The organism is Sphingobium sp. FW306-1B-F04DB (assembly GCF_058781925.1).
Genome location: NZ_JBYSXE010000020.1, coordinates 42,632 through 63,463, shown reverse-complemented (window position 1 = coordinate 63,463; position 20,832 = coordinate 42,632). Strand labels below are relative to the sequence as shown.

The window sequence follows — 20,832 nt, the reverse complement described above, 5'->3', positions numbered from 1 at the left end:
GCCTCTCCCCGCCCAAAGCCTATGATTACCACGCTATCTCACGCCCCCGCGAACCTCCCGCGAAGCGGGTTCGTGCATGTCGGCGAATGGGGACTTGCGGCTTATGGCATGGAATGGGGTCCGAAGCTCTCGATCCCGCAAACGCCCGCCACGGATGCGTCTCCCGACAGTTCGCTTCCAGCTTGAATTCAAAATGACCGCTGTTTAGGCGGCTTGGACATGATTCTGGTTCCGCCGTTTGCGACTGGTGGAACAAGCTTATCATGGAACAAAGAGCGAACAAAATAGGCGTGGAGCAGATTGTTTCCTCGGCGTCACGGCCTGAATATTCAATATGCTAGCGAATGGCTGTCGCCTGCCCAATCCCATCAAGGATCTGTTGGACGCGGCGGCGCGGCACAAAACGGTGCGCTTTACCTGTCGCTGCGGTCACTCGGCGATCTTCGACGGCCATGCATTGTGGTGGCGCTTCGAGAAGAAGGGCTGGAACAACGCGCTGCGGCTGATGTCCCGGCGCATGCGTCGCGCGAAATGCCGCGCGCTCGGGCGCCCAGAGACGCTGCCCCGCCTCGAACTCACCGTACTCGACAATGATACCGAGCTGTCGATGCCGAGCGAGGAAGACTGGAAACATGCGCTGAGGCGCATGCGCTGACTATGAAATGCAGACATGCATGACGATCCTGATCAAACCCCATGCCGGCCGGCTGAGGATCTCGGGCGACATCGAGCAGATGATCACACTCACCCCGGATGATGAGGGCGTGGCACGTTTCTCGATCGCGCTGAGCGACGGAACATTGCTCGCGGTCCGATGGGATGGTCTCAGTCATAGCTTTGCGGTTGCGCGCGACGGCGCCGGCATCATCAGCTTCTCTTCCTTCAGATGATGGCCGGCTCGGCCATGCGGCCCGACGAGGTTCTCAACGCCCGGCACGAACATGTGGATGAGGTTCGAGATGAACTCAGCATCCCGGAGGCAAAGGCCGGACCTCGGTTCAGCCGATCACGGCAGAACTTGCCCGATCGCTTCGCCAGCGGCGCTTCGAGCATCTTCAGGCTACCGGCACCGACACAGGTTGGCTGTTTCCGTCGCCCCAAAAGGCTGGATGCCCCCGAGTTGCGTACCTTGCCGATGTTCTACATCTATGGACGGCTCTCCCGGTGCAAGCGATTTGATCCGTGATCCCGGCGAACTTGGGTGCCAACATCTATCCGGCGTCACCAGGAATGCTGGCGCGCCCAAATGGGTAATCCGCGCGGCGTGAGCCTCAACAATTGGGCGGCTTCGATGAGCCATTATAAAAGACAGGTTCCTCACGCGCCGGTCACGTCGGCCGGTACACTTCTCTGATCGTTCACACCTCCCCGGACGCCCGTCAGGCCGCCCGGAATTCCGTTCCCTTCTTGAGCATCGCGAAAATCACGCGGGCATTTTTGTTGGCCACGGCCACAATGGTCTTGGCAGCGCCGCGCCGCGCTTCGAGATCCCTGATCCAGTTGCTTTGTGCCTCATCGCGAGCACGCGAAGTTCGAACCACGGCCCTCGCGCCGTGGATCAGCAATGTTCGAAGATGACGGTCGCCACGCTTGGATATGCCGAACAAGCGCTGCCGATTGCCGCTCGAGTGTTGCCGGGGCACGAGGCCCATCCAAGCCGCAAGGTGCCGGCCGTTGGAGAACTCGGCTCCGTCGCCGACGGCAGCGACGATGGCGGTCGCCGTCTTTGGGCCAACACCTCTGATCTTGGCCAGGCGACGACAGGTCTCGCTTGAGCGGAACACCTTCTCGATCTCGGCATCGAACCACGCGATCCGCTGGTCGAGAGCGAGGAGGCAGGCGTAGAGCTGGGCCAGCATAGATCGAAACAGGTCGCTGAGCTCCGATGCGTCTTCTTCGAGCAGCAGCCGGATCTCGCGCCGTGCCCGCGTGATCGACTGAGCGAACGCGACCCCACGGTCGAGTAGCAGGCCACGCATCTGTGCGACGAGTGCGGTTCGGTGGTTCACCAACCGTTGCCGCCCACGGTGGAGGGCCTGGATGTCCTGCTGCTCGAGAGTCTTGCCGGGAACGAACTTCATGTTGGGTTGCCTGGCTGCCCGGCAGATGGCTGCGGCGTCGTTACGGTCGTTCTTCTGGTGCTGGGCGAACGGCTTAACATACTGCGGCGCAATGATCCGAACCCGATGTCCAACGGCTTCGAACCGGCGCTGCCAGTAGAAGGTACCCGTGCACGCTTCGATCGCCACGGTGCACGGCGGCAGAGCTTCCACTTCGGTCATCAGCCTGTCGCGTCGGACCCGGCGTTGCAGGACAACTCGGCCATCGGCGTCTTCGCCGTGAAGCTGAAAAATGTTCTTCGCCAGATCGATCCCAAGGAATGCCACTTCCATGTTCCGTCTCCTGTTCGGTGAGGCGATCAGCCTCCGCTGAGGAGGGAGAGCCGTCCATCCCATTAAATGCGTCGACCGCGCGCATCTCGACTGCAAGAAAGTCAAGCCTTACACGGTGCGCAGGACATCCATCACCGATGTTGCCGCGACGGGTATTGATCTAGCCGGCCTCATGAGGATCAGCGGTCACAAGACCGTGGCGTCGGCGCTCCGCTATATCCACACCAGAGATGAAGAGATCTCGCGGGCAATGAAGGCGCTCGAGCGCGCTCAGGGCAAGCCTGCCGTCAAGCACGCTCGCTCAAAACGACCCGTTGCACCAGAATCGCACACGCGTCATCGGACGCCCAAGGCGCCGCCGAAGCCTCCGTCAGATTAATGACGTCAACACAGAGACTTGGAGTGGAGGCCCGAGCCGGAATCGAACCGGCGTGCAAGGATTTGCAGTCCTCTGCGTAACCACTCCGCCATCGGGCCGAGGCGCGCTGCTCTGCGCGGAGCGGCGGGCGCTGTCAACCGGGGGATGCGACATTTTGTTACCGACTTGCGCTTGGCGACGCGCGTGGCACGGGATAGAAGCGCCTGTCACCCCATTTAGTGTATTGCATGACTAAAACAGTTGTGCGATCTGGAAACCGTTATGACCGAACCGAATTTTGAATCGATGCGCCGTGCCATGGTCTCGAACCAGCTGAGGACGTGGGCCGTGAACGATCCGCAGGTCGTCGCCGCGATGGGCGCGGTGGCGCGCGAGGCGTTTGTCCCCGCCGATCGCGCTGCGCTCGCCTATATCGATATGCTGGTGCCGGTGGCCGAAGGGCGGACGCTCAACACGCCCGCTGCGACGGGCCGGTTGCTGGCCACGCTTCGCGCTCGCGCGGGCGAGAAGGTGCTCGTGATCGGCGCGGCCACGGGCTATGCGGCCGCGTTGCTCGCCGAACTTGGCGTGACGGTCACTGCGCTTGAACAGGACAAGGCGCTGGCCGATGCGGCAGGCAAGGCACTTGCCGGGAACGCGCGTGTGGCGATCGTCTCCGGCCCCCTCGCTGAAGGCTGGGCCAAGAGCGCGCCCTATGACGCGATCCTGATTGACGGCGCGGTCGAGCAAATCCCGGACGCGATCAAGGCGCAACTCAAGGATGGCGGCCGCATCGCGACGGGCATCGTCGAGCGCGGCGTGACGCGGCTCGCGACCGGGCACAAGGCGGGCGATTCGCTGGCGCTTGTCGACTTTGTCGATGCCGAGACCGCGATTCTTCCGGGCTTCGCTCCCTCCAGGGGCTTCGTGTTCTAAAAAATAAGAAGGTGACGAGCTTGCGTAGCATCAAATCCCGAACGCTTGCCGGAGCGGCGATTGCACTTGCTCTTGTATCGGCTCCGGCATCGGCGGAGACGCTGCGCGAGGCACTGGTCAAGGCCTATGGCACCAATCCCACGCTGACCGGCGATCGGGCGCGTCAGCGCGCGGAGGACGAGAATGTGCCGCTTGCGCGTGCCGACGGCCTCCCCAGCGCCAACCTGACCGCTGACTATACCGAAATCCTGGTCAAGCCCGCCAACAGCTTCAACGCGCCGACGCGCAGTGCATCGGGGGCGGCGCAGCTGCAGGTTCCGATCTATCGCGGTGGCGGCGTTAGGAATGCGATCCGCGCGGCCGATACGCGCGTGGAGGCAGGCCGCGCCGTCCTGCGCGGCACCGAGTCGAGCGTATTCAGCCAGGTGGTCGCTGCCTATACCGACGTCCTGCGTGACGAGGCCGTGGTTCAGCTCAATCAGGCCAATGTCAGTGTCCTCGACGTCAATCTGCAGGCGACGAAGGATCGCTTCGAGGTGGGTGACCTGACCCGTACCGACATTGCCCAGTCGGAGGCGCGGCTTTCTGACGCGCGCTCGCGGCTGCAGGTGGCGCAGGCCAATCTGATCGCGAGCAAGGAACGCTATATCCAGGTCGTGGGCAGCGCACCCGACGCGCTCGCGCTGCCCCCCGCGCTGCCCAACCTGCCCGCGTCGCCCGATCAGGCGGTCGAAGTCGCGCTTGTCGACAATCCCGATCTGATCGCCGCCGCCAAGGACCGTGATGCGGCGCGCTTTGACGTCCGCGCCGCGCATGCGACGCGGCTGCCGCGACTGACCGCGGTTTCGGGCGGCAGCTACGACAATTATCTGGGTACGCTCGGCAGCGATGTGCCCGGCGTCGCGTTCTCGCAGAGCACGACCTCGGCCTCGGTCGGTGTGCAGGCGGTGATCCCGATCTATCAGGGCGGTGCACCGTCCGCCCGCGTGCGCCAGGCGCAGGCGCGTGAAAGCCAGGCGATCGAGCAGCAGATCGCGGTCGAGCGCGACGTGATCGCGCAGACGCGCGCCTCCTATGCCAGCTGGCAGGCCGCGCAGCAGGTGATCCAGAGCGCCGAGACTGCGGTTGCCGCCAACCGGCTGTCGCTGGAGGGCGTCCGCGCCGAGAACAGCGTCGGCACACGCACCATCCTCGATATCCTCAATGCCGAGCAGGAACTGCTCAATTCGCAGGTGCTGCTGGTGACTGCGCGGCGCGACGCCTATGTCGCGGGCTTCTCGCTGCTCGCGGCGATGGGGCAGGCCGAGGCGCAGGATCTCGGCCTCGATGGCGGGCCGCTCTACGACCCGACGGTCAATTATCGCGAAGCACGCCGCAATATCGGCGACTGGGCGACGGGCCCGACGCCAGAACCTGTCGCCACGCGCACCGTTGACACGCCCGCCCAAAACTCGTCAGTTACGCCTCTGCCCAAGAATTGAGGCCGTTGCATATGGGAGACATCGCCAACGAACCGTCGATGGAGGAGATCCTCTCCTCGATCAAACGGATCATCGCCGAGGAAGGCGAGGGGGCGGTCGCCGCGCGCACCCGCGCTTCCACGCGCAAGCCAAAGCCGGCGCCCGAGCCCGAACCCGAGGAAGAGGTGCTCGAGCTGACGGAGACGGTAGCCGAGCCTGAACCCCAGCCCGTGGCGGCCGAAACGCCCGCGCGGGCAGCGACGCTGGTGTCCGAAAACGCCGCGATTGCCAGCCGTGAAAAGCTCGCTTCACTTTCGGCTCTGATCGTCAAGCCCGAGGCGGGCGACAACACGCTCGAAGGGCTGGTGCGCGAAATGCTGCGCCCGATGCTCAAGGACTGGCTCGATGCCAACCTTCCCGAGATCGTCGAGCGAATCGTCGCCAAGGAAGTCGCGCGGATCATCGATCGCGGGCTTTGATCGGCGGCTAGAATCTTGCGTTTTTAGCTTCTTTTCGTGCGCGCTTCGGCGTGCTAGCCGTGGCGCCCATGAAAAAGCTGCTGCTCGCGAGCCTGGGTGCGCTCGCCATCGCCCAGACACCCACCGCCGTCCTTGCCCGCCCCATGACTCCCGAAGACCTGGCGACGATGCGCCGGATCGCGGCGCCGACGGTTTCCCCCGACGGCAAATGGGCGGCCTATCAGCTGCGCGAGACCGACCTCGCCGCGAACAAGGGGCTGACCGATATCTGGCTGCTCGACCTGACCAAAAAGGGCGCGACGCCCGTCAAGATCGCCTCGGCCGCCGACAAGAACGAGCACGACCCGAAATTCTCCGCCGACGGCAAATATCTCTATTACATGAGCAATGCCGCGGGCACCGAGCAGCTCTGGCGCGTCGCGCTGCCGGGCGGTCAGGGCGAGCAGGTGACGAGCCTGTCCGCCGACATCGCGGGCTATGCGCTGTCGCCCGCCAATGACAAGGTCGCGGTGTGGGCTGACCGACATCTCGCCTGCAAGGATTTCGAGTGCTCGAACGTTCGTCTGGGCAACACGGCGACTGGTAGCGGGCGCACCTATGACCAGCTCTTCGTCCGCCACTGGGACGAATGGGAAAATCCCGCCGAGCGTTCGCGGCTCTACGTGTTCCCGCTCGAGAACGGCAAGGCGACGGGCAGCGGCGTGTCGGTGGTCGGCGACCTCGTCGGCGACACCCCCTCCAAGCCCTATGGCGCCGGCGAGGAAATCGCGTGGAGCGCCGATGGCAAGACGATCTATTTCGCGCTGCGTGAGGCGGGGCGGATCGAGTCGACCTCGACCAATCTCGATATCTTTGCGAGCCCCGCGGACGGCAGCGGCGCGCCGGTCAACCTGACCGACGCCACCGACGCCACCGACAACCTCCCCGCGGTTTCGCCAGACGGCCAGTGGCTCGCCTATGCCGCGATGAAGCGGCCGACCTATGAAGCCGACCGCATGGTCGTCCAGCTGCGCAAACTAGCCACCGGCGAGACGCGCGCGTTGACCGAAGCGTGGGACCGGTCGGTCGGCTCGATCGCCTGGGCCAAGGACGGCAAGAGCCTGCTCGTCACCGCGGGCGACACGCTCGACGACGCGGTCTTCCGCGTCGATGTCGCCACGGGCAAGGTGTCGCGCCTGACCGGAGAGGGCACCGCGGGCAATGTGATCCCGCTCGCCGATGGCGGCGCGCTGATCACGCTCAACAGCATCCAGGCGCCCGACGACCTCTATCGCATGAACAAGGCGGGCAAGCTGACCCAGCTCACGCGCGTCAATGCGGACAAGCTGGCCGAGATCGACAAGGTCAGCGTCAAGCGCTTCAAATTCGCGGGCGCCAATGGCGATCCCGTCTGGGGGCAGATCGTCAGGAACGAGGGCGCCACGGGCAAGCTTCCCGTCGCCCTGCTCGTTCATGGCGGCCCGCAGAGCTCGTTCGGCAATGGCTGGTCCTATCGCTGGAACCCGAAGCTGTTCGCGGCGCCCGGCTATGCCGCGGTCACGATCGATTTCCACGGCTCGACGGGCTACGGCCAGGCCTTCACCGACAGCATCAACAAGGACTGGGGCGGCAAGCCGCTGCAGGATCTCAAGCTCGGCCTCGCCGAAGTCGGCCGCATCGATCCGCAGGCCGATATCACCAATGCCTGCGCGCTCGGCGGCTCCTATGGCGGCTATATGATGAACTGGATCGCGGGCCAGTGGCCTGACGGCTTCAAGTGCCTCGTCACCCATGCGGGCGTGTTCGACGCGCGCGCCATGTCGTACGAGACCGAGGAGCTCTGGTTCGACGAATGGGAGCATGGCGGCACCTATTTCGAAGTTCCGGAAGAATTCGAGAAGTGGAACCCCGTCAACCACGTCGCCAAGTGGAAGACGCCGATGCTCGTCATCCATGGCGAAAAGGACTTCCGCATTCCCTACAGCCAGAGCCTCGGGGCATTCACCGCGCTTCAGCGGCGCGAGATTCCGTCGCGGCTCGTGATGTTCCCCGACGAGAACCACTGGATCCTGAAGCCCAAGAATTCGATGCAGTGGTATCAGGAAGTGCAGAGCTGGCTCGCGAAATGGACCAAGGGGCAGGGGGAGTAACGCTCCCCCGACTCCGTTCGAGCTGAGCCTGTCGAAGTCGCTTTCCCGCTTCCCTTTCTCTTCGCGTCTCCGCGTCTCCGCGCGAACATCGTTTCTTTCTCACACGGAGACGCGGAGGCACGAGGGAATTGGATGGGTCGACAAATGGACCAAGGGGAACATTCGACCATGTTCTGCAGCGTCGGTGTCTCTGGATTCCCGCTTTCGCGGGAATGACAGTTTGGCGGATCAAGCCTGTTCCCAAACCACGCAAGTCTCGGCTACAGCCCCGGCACCATGACTGAACTTGCAAAGACCTTCGATCCTGCGTCCATCGAGGCGCGCTGGTATGCCCATTGGGAAGACAATGGACTGTTTCGCCCCGAAAGGGGCGATGCGGTGCCCTTCACCATCGTCAACCCGCCGCCCAATGTGACGGGCAGCCTGCATATCGGCCACGCGCTCGACAACACGCTGCAGGACGTGCTCGTCCGTCACGCGCGGCTTCAGGGCAAGGACGCGCTCTGGGTGGTCGGCACCGACCATGCGGGCATCGCCACGCAGATGGTGGTCGAGCGCAACCTCAATTCGCAGGGCGTCAAGCGCACCGACATGAGCCGCGAGGCCTTTGTCGAACATGTCTGGGAATGGAAGGCGCAGTCGGGCGGCCAGATCACACGCCAGCTCCGCCGCCTCGGCTGCTCGATGGACTGGGCGAACGAACGCTTCACGATGGACGAGGGCTTTTCGAAGGCCGTCCTCAAGGTGTTCGTCGACCTTTACAACCAGAAGCTGCTCTACCGCGACAAGCGGCTGGTGAACTGGGATCCGGGCCTCAAGACCGCGATCTCCGATCTCGAGGTCGAGACGCGGGAGATCAACGGCAAGTTCTGGCATCTCGCCTACCCGCTCGAGGACGGCTCGGGCACGATCTCGGTCGCCACCACGCGTCCCGAGACGATGCTCGCCGACATGGCGGTCGCGGTGAATCCCGAGGACGAACGCTACAAGGCGCTGATGGGGAAGAATGTCCGCCTGCCGATCACCGGCCGCCTCGTCCCCATCATCGCCGACGAGCATGCCGATCCCGAACTTGGCTCGGGCGCAGTCAAGATCACGCCGGGGCATGATTTCAACGACTTCGAGGTGGGCAGGCGCGCCGGCTTCAAGGCGTCCGAGATGCTCAACATGCTCGATGCCGAGGCCAATGTCGTCCAGACCGCCGATGGCCTCATCCCCGCCGATCTGCTCGGTCTCGAGCGCTTCGAGGCGCGCAAGCGCGTTGTCGCGATGCTCGAGGAACTGGGCGTGCTCGAAAAGGTCGAGGACCGGGTCATCCAGACGCCCTATGGCGATCGCTCGGGCTCGGTGATCGAGCCCTGGCTGACCGACCAATGGTATGTCGACGCCGAGACGCTCGCGAAGCCCGCAATCGAGGCGGTGCGTTCGGGCGCGATCAAGGTCGTGCCCAAGACATGGGAAAAGACCTATTACAACTGGCTCGAGAACATCCAGCCCTGGTGCGTCAGCCGCCAGCTCTGGTGGGGACACCAGATCCCCGCATGGTATGGGCCAAAGCGGAACGGCGACCATATCACGCACGGCTACTCCGAAGATCCCGTTCAAAAGCAGCGCCTTAGCGAACAGCTCGAAATCTTCGTTCAGAGCAATGAAGATGCAGCTTTGGCTGCTGCTAGAGACTATTACGGTTGTGAGGTTCGAACCTTTCCGACTGAACGGGCGGCCTTGGATGCCGAAGCGGCCGCAGCAAGCTCGGGAAAAGTGATCATCGGAATCTGGCGTGACAGCGATGTGCTCGACACTTGGTTTTCCTCGGCGCTCTGGCCCTTCGGCACGCTGGGCTGGCCCGAAAACACCACCAGGCTGCAGCGCCACTACCCCAATGACGTGCTGATCTCGGGCTTCGACATCCTCTTCTTTTGGGATGCGCGCATGATCATGCAGGGTTTGCACTTCATGGAAGAAGTGCCGTTTAAGACATTGTATCTACACGGTCTTGTCCGCGCGGCAGACGGCTCGAAAATGTCCAAGTCCAAGGGCAACACCGTCGATCCGCTCGGGCTCGTCGACAAATACGGCGCTGATGCGCTGCGCTTCACGCTCTGCGCGATGGAAAGCCAGGGCCGCGACATCAAGATGGATGAGAAGCGCGTCGAGGGCTATCGCAACTTCGCGACCAAGCTGTGGAACGCGTCGCGCTTCTGCCAGGCCAATGGCATCGGCGCGTCGAAAACGCTGCGTGCGCCCGACACCACGCTCGCGGTCAATCGCTGGATCGTCGCCGAGACGATCGAGACCGTGCAGAAGCTCGATCTCGCCTTCGCCGACCTGCGCTACGATGAGGCGGCGAACACCATCTACCAGTTCACCTGGAGCCGCTTCTGCGACTGGTATCTGGAGCTGATCAAGGGCCAGATCGACGAGGAAACCAAAGCCGTCGCTGGCTGGGTGCTCGACCAGATCCTCGTCATGCTGCACCCCTTCATGCCCTTCATCACCGAAGAGCTGTGGCACGCGATGGGCGAGCGCGAGCATGACATCATCGTCGCTGAGTGGCCGCACGCGGACACGCATGTCCTCGACACACAGGCTGCCGCGGAAATCGACTGGCTGATCCGCCTCGTCTCCGAAATCCGCACGGCGCGCGCCGAGCTCAACGTACCGCCCGGAGCACGGCTCGCGCTCCACGTTCGCGATGCTTCATCGCTGACCGCCGAACGCCTCGAGCGTCAGGGGGCCGCGCTCGGCCGTCTTGCGCGGATCGATGGGCTTAGCCTCGATGCCGCGCCTGCCGGCGGCGCTGCGCAGGTCGTGGTCGACGAAGCGACCTTCGTCCTCCCGCTCGAAGGCGTGATCGATCTCGCCGCCGAGCGTGCGCGGCTGTCAAAAGGGATCGAGGCTGCGTCGAAGGAACGCGATTCGCTCGCCGGACGCCTCAACAACCCCAGCTTCGTCGAACGCGCCAAGCCCGAGGCGGTCGAGAAGGCGCGTGCCGACCACGCCGAGAAATCCGCCGAAGCCGAACGGCTCCAGGCGGCGCTGGCGCGGCTGGGGTAGCGCCGGTTTCCGGATAGAGGTGGAGGGCGGAATCAGCGCTGAACCCTCTCCCGCTTTCGCGGGAGAGGCAACGCAGACTTGGCCGCGTGCGGCCTAGTCGCAGTCGGTGAGGGTCTTGTCCGGCCTGATTTCGAAGAGACTTGAAGAACAAGAAGAAGAAGACCCTCACCCAACCTCTCCCGCGAAGGCGGGAGAGGGGTTAAACGCAACATCCGCTACGGCTCGCAATCACCCAAAAACGGCTGTCCTACACGGCCCTCATCGGTCATATCCTTGCCGATGCGGCTTCCCGGTAAGCCTTCTCGCCCAAGGGCCGTTTCGACAGGCAGCGCCCCTTATTGCCTATCGGTCATTGATATTGCCTGTCGGTCATTGATCGATTTCTTCGATCTTTCGCGATGGCAAATCGAAGGGTTTCTGCGCTATTGAACGGTGTGAATTTCATCCCCAATGATCGACACAATCGATCACTGGGAGGGCCGCGGCGCCGCCACCTCGATGATCCCCGCCGCGATAGACGCGGTGACGGGCGTCTTCGCCAGGACCTCGCCGTCGATCGAGATGGCAAGCGGTGGCTCGGTTGCGATACGCAGCCGCTGGCCGCTGAAGCTCTCGACCGTCTCCTTGCGCGCCTCGAGGCGGAAGAAGCTGGTGAACCAGTTCCAGATCAGCCAGCGTTTCACATGGCCCATCACCGCCTGCACGACGATCTCGCCGCTGCCCGGGTCGGCCTCGTCGACCAGTTCGGTGCCGCCATGATAGCCGCCATTGGCGATGCGGACCTCGACCACTCGCATCCGCTTCGCCTCGGCGCCCTCGCCGACGATCAGCGTGAAGGGTTTGAAGTGGAAGAACTGCCACGTCGCCCAGATCAGATAGCCGAAGCGCCCGAGCGTGGCCTTAAGCCCATGCGGCACGGTCTCGGCGATCATCGGCGATATGCCGATCGCCGCACAATTGGCGAAATAGTCGCCGTCGATCTTGCCCAGGTCGATGCGGCGATAATGCCCGCGCCGGATAACCTCCATCGCACCGTCAAGGTCGAGCGGGATGCCGAGCGAGCGGACGAAGCTGTTGGCGGTACCGAGCGGCAGCACACCCAGTGCGACGTGATGCCCAACCAGATGGTCGACGAGCCCGCTGATCGTGCCGTCGCCTCCGCCCAAAATCAGGAGGTCGGGCCCTTCGTCCAATGCCTTGCGGACGGTCTCGTCGAGCAGCTTCGGCTTGCGGACCGCATAGCATTTGACGGGAAACTCGAGCGTCTTCGAAAGCGTTCGCGCGCGCCGGAACAGCTTGCGGCCCTTGCGCGACTTGGCGTTGACGATCAGGGCCGCGGATCGGACGGTGCGCATTGCGCGCATAACGCGCCAATTTCGTTCATGGTGCAAGCAACTTGCACCGACTCGCGTGATGGTCGAAAGCGGTGCGCCATGACTGCATCTTTCCCCGCGCTCCGCCTCCGCCGTCCCCGTGCCACCGCGTGGAGCCGCGCGCTCCATGCCGAAACGGTGCTGACGCCGGCGGATCTGATCTGGCCGCTCTTCGTCTGCGAAGGTGAAGTGCAGGAGGAGCCGGTCGCCAGTCTTCCGGGCGTGTCGCGCTGGTCGGTCGACCTGATGGTCGAGCGTGCCAGGGAAGCCCGCGACCTCGGCATCCCGTGCCTCGCGCTCTTCCCCAACACGCCGCGCGAGCTGCGCAGCGAGGACGGTGCCGAGGCGCTCAACCCCGACAATCTGATGTGCCGCGCGACGCGCGCGATCAAGGACGCGGTGCCCGAGGTCGGCATTCTCACCGATGTTGCGCTCGATCCCTATACCGCGCACGGCCATGACGGGCTGGTGGACGCGAACGGCTATGTCCTCAACGACGAGACCAGCGAGATCCTCGTCCGCCAGGCGCTCAACCAGGCGCGCGCGGGCGCTGACATCATCGCGCCTTCGGACATGATGGACGGCCGCGTCGGCGCGATCCGCGAGGCGCTTGAGGACGAGCGCTTCGTCAATGTCCAGATCATGGCCTATTCGGCCAAGTACGCCTCGGCCTTTTATGGCCCGTTCCGCGACGCGGTCGGCTCGCGCGGGCTGCTGAAGGGTGACAAGAAGACCTATCAGATGGACCCCGCCAATGCCGAGGAAGCGCTGCGCGAGGTCGAGGCCGACCTGATGGAGGGCGCGGACAGCGTCATGGTGAAGCCGGGGCTGCCCTATCTCGACATCATCCGGCGCGTGAAGGATAGCTTCCAGGTGCCCGTTTTCGCCTATCAGGTGTCGGGCGAGTACGCGATGATCGAGACCGCAGTGGCGGCGGGCGCCGCCGATCGCGATGCGATGGTGCTCGAGACGCTGATGGCCTTCAAGCGCGCGGGCTGCTCGGGCGTGCTGACCTATCACGCCGCGCACGCGGCACGGCTGCTCAATGGCTGAGACGATCGCCGAGACCGAGCGGCTGCGGCTCAGGACCTGGGACGAGGCCGATATCGACGCTTTCATGGCGCACCTCAACACGCCCGCGGTGATGCGCTGGCTCGGCGGGGCGCAGACGCGCGCGGATTATGAGGCAGCCTATCAGCGCATAACCGCCTCGCAGGTGGAATATGGCCACTGCTTCTGGATCGTCGAACGCAAGGAGGACGCCACGCTGCTCGGCTTTTGCGGATTGAAGCGCTTCAATTCGGAAGGCAGCGACCTGACCGGCAGCTTCGAGATCGGCTGGCGGCTGCGCGAGGATGCCTGGGGGCAGGGCTATGCGAAGGAGGCGGCCGTCGCGTCGCTCGACTATGCCTTTGATAAACTTGGCGCGCCCTTTGTCGTGGCGCTGACGGTTCAGGGCAATGAAGGGTCATGGGGGCTGATGAAGCGCCTTGGCATGGAGCGGCGGCCCGATCTCGACTTTATCGACCCGCGTTTTGGGCCCGAGCTCAATCCGACGATCATCTACAGAATCGGAAGAGACCAATGGAAGGCGTGAGCATCATTCCGTTCAACGGCAAGACGCCGAAGATCGACCCGTCCGCCTTCGTCGCGCCCGGCTGCCGGATCATCGGTGACGTCGAAATCGGGCCCGAGGCGAGCATCTGGTACAATTGCGTCCTGCGTGGCGACGTTAACTACATCCGCATCGGGGCGCGTTCGAACATCCAGGACGGCACCGTCATCCATTGCGATTCGGGGCGGAGCGGCGACGGCGGCTATCCCACGATCATCGGCGACGATGTGCTGGTCGGCCATATGGCGATGCTCCACGGCACCACGGTCAAGGATCGCGGCTTTGTCGGGCTGGGTGCGATAACGATGGACGGGACGGTGATCGAATCGGGCGGCATGCTCGCCGCGGGGGGCATGCTGACCCCGCACAAGACGATCGGGCTCAACGAGATGTGGGGCGGGCGTCCCGCCAAGCTCATGAAGACGCTCACCGAGGAACAGGTGGCGGGCAATCTGATGGGGGTTGCGGGCTATGTGATGCTTGCCAAGGCCCACAAGGCGGAAATCACGGGTTCCTGAGTGCGGCCTGGAGCGTGGTGAGGCGTGCGATCTGGCGGTCATTGAGCGATTCGACCTCGCCGCGCGCCGCGAACGCTTCTTGGACGCCGCCAACGCTGGCGTCCCGCGTCGCCTTGTCGGCGAGGTCAACATAGAGCGAATCGAGTTCGGCAAGCGCCGATGCGGTTGGCGCTCGCGCACCGTCCAGCGCCGAGATCTGCTGCTGCGCCGCGACCCATGATTCGGATGCCGCGACCGCGCCTCGGGCGGCCGACACCGCGCGCTCGGCCGGTCCGAGAATCGCGGCGAATGCCGATTCCCCGTCACGCGCCTGCTTCACGAGCCTTTCGAGATTCGCCTTCAGTGCCGCATCGGCGGGGGCGGGTGGCGTCGGCTCCGGGGTTTCGATCGCATCGCTGCGTTGCTCGATCGGGCGGGGCGCAAGCGAAGGGGAATCGGCGCTTTGTGCGGCGCAGCCCGCGAGCAGAAGGACGAGCAGGGGCGACGCGGGCAGGGGCTTTTTCATGTCCGTTACCTAAACGCGCAAGAAAATGGCTGCAACGGACTTGCGCTCCCCGAACTTGCCCCGTAAGAGCCCCTCCACACCACGCGCCCGTAGCTCAGCTGGATAGAGCATCAGACTACGAATCTGAGGGTCGGACGTTCGAATCGTTCCGGGCGCGCCATTTTTTCCGACATCGAAGCGACCATTCCCCGACGCCGTCGCCAGAGCCTGATCGGTTGAGGCGGAAGCGCTATGCGCTTCCGCCGAAAGCGTGAATCAGGCTCTATTCAAACAGTTGAGACCTTGATTCACGTTTCAGGCTGATTCAGCCTGAAACGATCAAGGTCTAGTGGAAATCGCGCGACCGCGGCAGGATGCGCACATTACGCGGGTGGCTGTGGCCGCGCGGGATCTGCGGGTGAGTCACTTCGTCAGCATGCGCGAGTTCGGGGTGGACCGGCGGCCCTTCTGAAAGCCCGTCGAGCATTGCGGTGCGATCGAGCACACGGTTCGCCATCAGATGGATCACACCCTCCTTGCTGCGCTGGACCTCGCCCTCGACGAGCATCAGCCGCGCCGACATCACCGCGCGGCGATAGCGTTCGAACTGCCGCGCCCAGAGCAACACGTTGGTGATCCCGGTTTCATCCTCGAGCGTGATGAAGATCGCTTTACCGTTGCCTGGCCGCTGACGGATCAGGACGATGCCCGCGGTGCGCACGAGGGCGCCGTTGCGCGAAGCCGCGGTATCGGCACAGTTCAGTATGCCCTCCCGTACGAAATCACTGCGCAGGAACGCCATCGGATGACCTTTGAGCGAGAGTCGCGTCATCTGATAATCGGTGAGCACATGCTCGACGAGTGGCATTGCGGGGAGCTTCGCGTCGGGTTCCTCGGCAAGCTCGGCGGCATCGGCCGCGGCGAAGAGCGGCAATGTCCCCTGCGGCGTGCGACGTGCCTCCCATAGCGCATCGCGCCGGCCGAGCCCGATCGAGCTGCACGCATCGGCATCGGCGAGCAGCCTGAGCGCGCGCGAGGGCAGACCCGCGCGCTGTGCCAACTGCTCGACCTGCGTGAAGCCCGTGCCACGCGCTTGCGTAAGTGCAATCGCCCAATCCTCTCGAAAGCCCTCGATCTGGCGGAAGCCCAGCCTGAGCGCGAACTGGCCATCGTCGCGGCGCTCGAGGCTGTTGTCCCAGCCGCTCGCGTTAATGTCCGCTTCCCGCACCTCTACGCCGTGCTCGCGCGCGTCGCGGACGAGCTGGGCGGGGGCGTAGAAGCCCATGGGCTGGGAATTGAGCAGCGCGCAGGTGAATACAGCCGGGTGGTGGCATTTGATCCAAGCCGAGACATAAACGAGCTTGGCGAAGGATTGGGCGTGGCTCTCGGGAAAGCCATAGCTGCCGAATCCCTTGATCTGGTCGTAGCAACGCTCGGCGAAATCGCGCGCGTAACCGCGCTTGACCATCCCCTCGATCATCTTCTCCTCATATTCGTGGATTGTTCCGACATTGCGGAAGGTCGCCATTGCGCGGCGCAGACCATTGGCCTCGTCAGGCGTGAAACCCGCGGCGACGATCGCGAGCTTCATCGCCTGTTCCTGAAAGAGCGGCACGCCATAGGTCTTGTCGAGGACATCCTTCAGTTCATGGGGGGGGTAGCCGGGACCGGGCGAGGGGAGGATGGCTTCTTCCTCCTTATTGCGCCGCCTGAGATAGGGGTGGACCATATCACCCTCGATCGGCCCCGGCCGCACGATCGCGACCTGGATGACGAGATCGTAGAAAACCCTCGGCCGCAATCTCGGCAGCATGTTGATCTGCGCGCGGCTTTCGACCTGGAACACGCCGATGCTGTCGCCCTTGCAGAGCATGTCATAAACCTCGGAGTCGGTCTCCTGCAGCGATCGCAGCTGGTAATCGCCAAGTCCCTGCTCGCGCAGCAGGTCGAAGCTCTTGCGGATACAGGTGAGCATGCCGAGCGCGAGCACGTCGACCTTCATCAGCCCCAGCGCGTCGATGTCGTCCTTGTCCCATTCGATGAAGGTGCGCTCGTCCATCGCGGCATTGTGGATCGGCACGGTCTCGTCGAGCCGGTCCTCGGTCAGCACGAATCCCCCAACATGCTGGGAAAGGTGACGTGGAAATTCGAGGAGCTGTGCGACGATCGATCGCAGCCGCGAGACCTCCGGGTTGGCGAGATCGAGCCCGGCCTCGGCAAAGCGTTCGTCGGGAACCTCGCTCGCATAGCTGCCCCAGCTCGTATTCGCGAGCCGCGCGGTCACGTCCTCGCTGAGACCAAGCGCCTTGCCGACCTCGCGGATCGTGCTGCGCGAACGGTAATGAATGACCGTAGCGGCGATCCCGGCGCGTTCGCGGCCGTAACGACGATAGACATATTGCATCACCTCCTCGCGCCGCTCGTGCTCGAAATCGACGTCGATATCGGGAGGCTCGCCGCGTTCCTCGGAGAGAAAGCGCGTGAAGAGCAGGTTGTTCTCGATCGGGTCGATCGCGGTGATGCCGAGCAGATAGCAGACCAGCGAATTGGCCGCCGATCCACGCCCCTGGCAGAGGATCGGCGGGGTGCTGGTCCTGGCGAAGTTCACGATGTCGTGGACGGTCAGGAAATAGCAGGCGAAGCCGCATTTGCGGATGAGCTCGAACTCCTCGCCCAGCACCTGGCTCCAGCGATAGGGAATGCCTTCTGGGTGCCGTTCATGCGCCTTGCGCATCACCATATGCTCGAGCCAGCTTTGCGGGCTCCAGCCTTGGGGCACGGGCTCGTGCGGATATTCGTAACGCAGATCGTCGAGCGTGAAGGAGATGCGTTCGAGCAGTCTCGAGGTCTCGGCGACGGCCTCGGGGCAGTCGCGGAACAGCCGCACCATTTCCTGGGGCGGTTTCAGATGCCGTTCGGCATTGGCAGCAAGCCGTCGTCCTGCGCTGCGGATGGTAGTGCCCTCGCGGATGCAGGTGACGATGTCGTGGAGCGGGCGCTGTTCGGGCGTGGCGTAGAGCGCGTCATTGGTTGCGATCAGAGGGATGCCCGTGCGCGAGGCGAGGCGGATCCGACTTGCCAACACGCGATGGTCGCGTCCCTGGCGAAGCATGGTCGCGCCCAGCCAGACCGATCCGGGGCATTGGCGCGCGAGCCGACGCAGCGCGAATTCATGTTCGTCATCGGCCATCACGATCAGCAGCAAATCCTCGCAGTGCGCGAGGAGGTCGTCGATGCGCAGGATGCAGTCGCCCTTTTCGGCGCGCAGATTGCCGAGCGTCAGCAGCCGCGTGAGCCGGCCCCAGCCATGGCGCGTGGCGGGATAGGCAATGATGTCGGGAGTGCCGTCGGCAAAGACCAGCCGCGCTCCGACAATCAGGCGGAATCCTGTTGCAGTCATGGCCTCGCGGCGTGCTTCAGGCGTCTTCCCGAGCGAGACCCAAGCACGAACGACACCCGCGACGGTGTTGCGGTCTGCGATGCCGATGCCCGCCATGTCGAGCGCGATCGCGTGGCCGACCATGTCCGATGGCTGCGATGCACCGCGCATGAAGGAATAGCTCGTAGCGGCGACCAATTCGGCAAAGCGCGCGCTCATGCGAACAGCCCGTGCATGTACCAGCCGGGATCGGGCTTTTCGTCGTACAGCCCGTGGCGGAAGATCCAGTAGCGGCGGCCGCGCGCGTCCTCGACGCGGTAATAGTCACGCGTGAGGCCCGGCCTGTCGGTGGCGCCGTCGCGCCTGCGCCACCATTCGGTCGCGATCCGCTCGGGCCCCTCGAAGCGGCGAACCTCGTGAAGGATGCGGCGCCAGCGAAAGCGGTGTGGCGGGCCGTCGGGAACCTCGGCGATTACCTCGATCGGCTGGGGCGGGTCGAACAGGTGGAGCGGGCGCATCGGCGGATCGCCGGGGGCGGACACGGGCCAGGCTGTGCTGGGGCCATGCGTTTCGACCGCGGGCAGCGCGAGCTGCGACTGTTCGGGAATATGCGTGTCGCGCGGGGTGAAGCGACGGACGCGATTGCGGCCCAGCCGCGTGCTCAACTGGTCGATCAGCGCAGCCACCTGCGCCTCGTTGGTCGATCCGCCCTCCAGCCTGAGTTGTGCGGCTGCGAGTGGTTCGATCGCGGGCACGGCGAGCCGGATCATGTCGAAGCCGAACCCCGGATCGATCGGATCGCGCAAGGCCTCGATCCGCTCGCGGAAAAGCCGCATAACGCGTTTCGGATCGCGCGACGGCTGGCCCGTCTCGATCGCTAGCGTGCGTGCGAGCCCGTCGCTACGGAAGAAGGTCGCCTCGAATCCCCGCCCGCCGCATTTGCGTTCCTCGAGCTGCTTCGCGGCTTCGACCATGAGCTCACCCAAGGCTGTCAGCGCGTATTCGGTGCGTGCGATTGGCTCGGCGAAACGGCGCTCGGCAAGAATGCGCGGCGGCGCGCGGCGTGGTCTGATCGGCCGGTCGGCTTCACCCAGCAGATGGCGCAGCGCCTCGACCGCATCGCTGCCGAAACGCGCGGCAATCCCCGTCATCGGGCGGACGGCCAGATCGCCGATTGTCTTCAATCCCGCGCGGATCAGTCCCTGCGTCGCCTCGGGCTCAAGCCCCAGCGCGGCGACGGGGAGGCGCCTGAGCGCCGCGGCTTCGTCCACGGCGGGCAACGCCTGATGCCGCGCCAGCGCGTGCGCCGCGGCGGGCGTGGCGGCGATCGCATGGCGCAAGGTCAGGCCGAGCGCGGCGCAACGTTCCTCGATATCCACAGAAAGCGCGGCTTCGCCGCTGAAGAGATGCGTGCATCCCGCGATGTCGAGGATCAGCCCGTCGGGTGGATCGAGCGCCACCATCGGTGTGTAGCGCAGGCAGCCATCGGCAAGCCGCTCGAGCCAGTCCTGATCCGCATGGTCGTCGCGCTCGAAGACCTGAAGATCGGGCACGCGCGCGCGCGCATCGGCGAGTGCGATCCCCGGCGTCAGCCCGAGTATCTGCGCGCGCCGGTCGACTGCCGAAAGCCTGAGCGCACCCTTGATCTTCTCGACAAAGGCGAAGGGGGCATCGGGATGGCTCTCAAGCGCTGCGGCGCAGTTCTGCGGCGGCCGGCGCCTCAGCCGATCCGTGGGGAGAAAGGGGAACCAGAGCGCCAGATAGCGCCGGTTCGCGGAAGAGGCATTGGTCACGGTCCCACTCCACGCGCCAGCACATGCCCGATGGACCCGTACGCCGGCGCAGTAATTCGATTTCGAAGAGCGCCGGTCCGGGCGCATTGGCTTCCAGCGCAGAGGATTCGGCGGCGCGCACCGCCCAGCGCGTGTCGGCCGCGCTGGGGACGGGGGCGGCGTCGATCCTGAGCAGGATCAGCGTTACCCCCGATTGCTCGGCGGCGAGCGCCAGCCGCCGGCTCGCGGTAAGGTCGAGCAGGGGGCTCTTTCCCCAGCATTCAATGACCACTGCGCCAAGACCTGTACAACGTGCCGCGTCCGCCGCACCACGCAGCAGCGCGCGGGGGTCGGGCGCGAGCGCGAGCAACAGCGTATCGGGATTGCCGCCGAGTTCGGCCAGACCGGGAGCAAAGAATCGTCCCGAGCGCCGCTCCGCGTCATCGGTCCTGAGCCACAATATCGGCGCTTGGTCATGGCGTGCGCGCAACGCGAGCATTGCTGCAAAGCCCGATGCGCTGGCTGCATCGTCGCACTCACCTGCGAAAAGCTCGTGAAGTCGCCCGCGCGCCAGCCCGCCGCCCAGCGCGGCGTCGAGCGCCCCGTGCCCCGTCGCGAAGTGTCCGTCCTGAAGGGTGTGCCCGGTCGCTCCCGCAATACGGGCAATGCGCCGGCGCAACCGGGCGAGGTGATCGGACGACTCTCTCATCAATGTTCCTGTTATGTTCTAAATGCGCCTTTCAGGGGCTAGCTGTCAAGCAAAGGCGTCTTGGTCGCATCCACGTCGTGCCTGGGCTGAAAATCATCCCGCCATCGGGAAAAATTGCGCACACCGGCGCAGCTGTGCGCTGGCGCATTGCGGAGGGGCACGCGGTCCAG

General features: G+C 64.6%; 16 protein-coding genes and 2 tRNA genes. 11 read left to right on the top strand and 7 right to left on the bottom strand.

The window, feature by feature from the left end:
- The first annotated feature begins 379 nt into the window (after positions 1-379).
- Positions 380-655, top strand: a complete 276-nt coding sequence (locus tag AC3WJD_RS11175) for a hypothetical protein (protein ID WP_492746708.1) — start codon at positions 380-382, stop codon at positions 653-655.
- Between the two features lie 19 nt (positions 656-674).
- Positions 675-890: a hypothetical protein gene (locus tag AC3WJD_RS11170; protein ID WP_492746707.1), complete on the top strand. Its 216-nt coding sequence runs from the start codon at positions 675-677 to the stop codon at positions 888-890.
- 489 nt (positions 891-1,379) lie between these two features.
- Here AC3WJD_RS11170 and AC3WJD_RS11165 read toward each other — a convergent pair whose 3' ends face one another.
- Both AC3WJD_RS11165 and AC3WJD_RS11160 read right to left on the bottom strand, forming a co-directional pair.
- A complete protein-coding gene (locus AC3WJD_RS11165; RefSeq protein WP_492746705.1) occupies positions 1,380-2,393 on the bottom strand; it encodes an IS110 family RNA-guided transposase in 1,014 nt (337 codons plus the stop codon).
- Positions 2,394-2,796: 403 nt separating this feature from the next.
- Positions 2,797-2,870 (bottom strand) — tRNA-Cys (locus AC3WJD_RS11160).
- A gap of 163 nt (positions 2,871-3,033) precedes the next feature.
- On the opposite strand from AC3WJD_RS11160, the gene AC3WJD_RS11155 reads away from it, so the two are divergent.
- From AC3WJD_RS11155 to AC3WJD_RS11135, 5 genes are all read left to right on the top strand, one after another.
- Positions 3,034-3,687, top strand: coding sequence for a protein-L-isoaspartate O-methyltransferase family protein (locus AC3WJD_RS11155; RefSeq protein ID WP_492746704.1), 654 nt, complete (start codon positions 3,034-3,036; stop codon positions 3,685-3,687).
- A gap of 20 nt (positions 3,688-3,707) precedes the next feature.
- Complete coding sequence (locus tag AC3WJD_RS11150; RefSeq protein WP_492746703.1) at positions 3,708-5,168, top strand: TolC family outer membrane protein; 1,461 nt, start codon at positions 3,708-3,710, stop codon at positions 5,166-5,168.
- A gap of 11 nt (positions 5,169-5,179) precedes the next feature.
- Entirely contained in the window at positions 5,180-5,626 is a 447-nt protein-coding gene (locus AC3WJD_RS11145) for a DUF2497 domain-containing protein (RefSeq protein ID WP_492746702.1), read from the top strand.
- Between the two features lie 68 nt (positions 5,627-5,694).
- Positions 5,695-7,755 (top strand): S9 family peptidase, encoded by a 2,061-nt coding sequence (locus AC3WJD_RS11140; protein WP_492746701.1) that lies wholly within the window; start codon positions 5,695-5,697, stop codon positions 7,753-7,755.
- 276 nt (positions 7,756-8,031) lie between these two features.
- Positions 8,032-10,812 carry a valine--tRNA ligase gene (locus AC3WJD_RS11135; protein WP_492746700.1) on the top strand — a complete coding sequence of 927 codons (2,781 nt, stop codon included), beginning with the start codon at positions 8,032-8,034 and terminating at the stop codon, positions 10,810-10,812.
- Positions 10,813-11,279: 467 nt separating this feature from the next.
- On the opposite strand, the gene AC3WJD_RS11130 is transcribed toward AC3WJD_RS11135, so the two are convergent.
- Positions 11,280-12,167: a diacylglycerol/lipid kinase family protein gene (locus tag AC3WJD_RS11130; protein WP_492746699.1), complete on the bottom strand. Its 888-nt coding sequence runs from the start codon at positions 12,165-12,167 to the stop codon at positions 11,280-11,282.
- 78 nt (positions 12,168-12,245) lie between these two features.
- On the opposite strand from AC3WJD_RS11130, the gene hemB reads away from it, so the two are divergent.
- From hemB to AC3WJD_RS11115, 3 genes are read left to right on the top strand one after another with little or no spacing between them, the layout of a single operon-like run.
- Complete coding sequence (gene hemB, locus AC3WJD_RS11125; RefSeq protein WP_492746698.1) at positions 12,246-13,238, top strand: porphobilinogen synthase; 993 nt, start codon at positions 12,246-12,248, stop codon at positions 13,236-13,238.
- Positions 13,231-13,782: a GNAT family N-acetyltransferase gene (locus AC3WJD_RS11120; RefSeq protein ID WP_492746697.1), complete on the top strand. Its 552-nt coding sequence runs from the start codon at positions 13,231-13,233 to the stop codon at positions 13,780-13,782. Before hemB ends, AC3WJD_RS11120 begins: the two co-directional genes overlap by 8 nt.
- Complete coding sequence (locus AC3WJD_RS11115; protein WP_492746695.1) at positions 13,770-14,318, top strand: gamma carbonic anhydrase family protein; 549 nt, start codon at positions 13,770-13,772, stop codon at positions 14,316-14,318. Before AC3WJD_RS11120 ends, AC3WJD_RS11115 begins: the two co-directional genes overlap by 13 nt.
- Here the strand turns inward: AC3WJD_RS11115 and AC3WJD_RS11110 are convergent.
- A complete protein-coding gene (locus AC3WJD_RS11110; protein ID WP_492746694.1) occupies positions 14,305-14,823 on the bottom strand; it encodes a hypothetical protein in 519 nt (172 codons plus the stop codon). The two genes, AC3WJD_RS11115 and AC3WJD_RS11110, sit on opposite strands and share 14 nt — an antisense overlap.
- An 83-nt stretch (positions 14,824-14,906) precedes the next feature.
- Here AC3WJD_RS11110 and AC3WJD_RS11105 point away from each other — a divergent pair.
- Positions 14,907-14,983: transfer RNA gene (locus tag AC3WJD_RS11105), tRNA-Arg, on the top strand.
- 165 nt (positions 14,984-15,148) lie between these two features.
- Here AC3WJD_RS11105 and AC3WJD_RS11100 read toward each other — a convergent pair.
- Genes AC3WJD_RS11100 through AC3WJD_RS11090 form a run of 3 tightly spaced genes read right to left on the bottom strand, consistent with a single transcriptional unit; the run spans position 15,149 to position 20,662 of the window.
- The gene (locus tag AC3WJD_RS11100) at positions 15,149-18,400 is read right to left on the bottom strand and encodes an error-prone DNA polymerase (RefSeq protein WP_492746693.1); all 3,252 of its coding nucleotides are present in this window, start codon (positions 18,398-18,400) and stop codon (positions 15,149-15,151) included.
- A complete protein-coding gene (locus AC3WJD_RS11095) occupies positions 18,397-19,974 on the bottom strand; it encodes a Y-family DNA polymerase (RefSeq protein ID WP_492746692.1) in 1,578 nt (525 codons plus the stop codon). Before AC3WJD_RS11095 ends, AC3WJD_RS11100 begins: the two co-directional genes overlap by 4 nt.
- Positions 19,865-20,662: an ImuA family protein gene (locus AC3WJD_RS11090; RefSeq protein ID WP_492746691.1), complete on the bottom strand. Its 798-nt coding sequence runs from the start codon at positions 20,660-20,662 to the stop codon at positions 19,865-19,867. The genes AC3WJD_RS11095 and AC3WJD_RS11090 overlap by 110 nt, the downstream gene beginning before the upstream one ends.
- Positions 20,663-20,832: the final 170 nt, after the last annotated feature.

What these genes read in the sequence shown, in the direction of transcription:
- AC3WJD_RS11155 (WP_492746704.1), top strand. Translation starts at nt 3,034, where the DNA reads ATGACCGAACCGAATTTTGAATCGATGCGCCGTGCCATGGTCTCGAAC.
- AC3WJD_RS11170 (WP_492746707.1), top strand. Translation starts at nt 675, where the DNA reads ATGACGATCCTGATCAAACCCCATGCCGGCCGGCTGAGGATCTCGGGC.
- AC3WJD_RS11165 (WP_492746705.1), bottom strand. Translation starts at nt 2,393, where the DNA reads ATGGAAGTGGCATTCCTTGGGATCGATCTGGCGAAGAACATTTTTCAG.
- AC3WJD_RS11140 (WP_492746701.1), top strand. Translation starts at nt 5,695, where the DNA reads ATGAAAAAGCTGCTGCTCGCGAGCCTGGGTGCGCTCGCCATCGCCCAG.
- AC3WJD_RS11135 (WP_492746700.1), top strand. Translation starts at nt 8,032, where the DNA reads ATGACTGAACTTGCAAAGACCTTCGATCCTGCGTCCATCGAGGCGCGC.
- AC3WJD_RS11100 (WP_492746693.1), bottom strand. Translation starts at nt 18,400, where the DNA reads ATGAGCGCGCGCTTTGCCGAATTGGTCGCCGCTACGAGCTATTCCTTC.
- AC3WJD_RS11130 (WP_492746699.1), bottom strand. Translation starts at nt 12,167, where the DNA reads ATGCGCACCGTCCGATCCGCGGCCCTGATCGTCAACGCCAAGTCGCGC.
- AC3WJD_RS11090 (WP_492746691.1), bottom strand. Translation starts at nt 20,662, where the DNA reads ATGAGAGAGTCGTCCGATCACCTCGCCCGGTTGCGCCGGCGCATTGCC.
- AC3WJD_RS11110 (WP_492746694.1), bottom strand. Translation starts at nt 14,823, where the DNA reads ATGAAAAAGCCCCTGCCCGCGTCGCCCCTGCTCGTCCTTCTGCTCGCG.
- hemB (WP_492746698.1), top strand. Translation starts at nt 12,246, where the DNA reads ATGACTGCATCTTTCCCCGCGCTCCGCCTCCGCCGTCCCCGTGCCACC.
- AC3WJD_RS11120 (WP_492746697.1), top strand. Translation starts at nt 13,231, where the DNA reads ATGGCTGAGACGATCGCCGAGACCGAGCGGCTGCGGCTCAGGACCTGG.
- AC3WJD_RS11115 (WP_492746695.1), top strand. Translation starts at nt 13,770, where the DNA reads ATGGAAGGCGTGAGCATCATTCCGTTCAACGGCAAGACGCCGAAGATC.
- AC3WJD_RS11145 (WP_492746702.1), top strand. Translation starts at nt 5,180, where the DNA reads ATGGGAGACATCGCCAACGAACCGTCGATGGAGGAGATCCTCTCCTCG.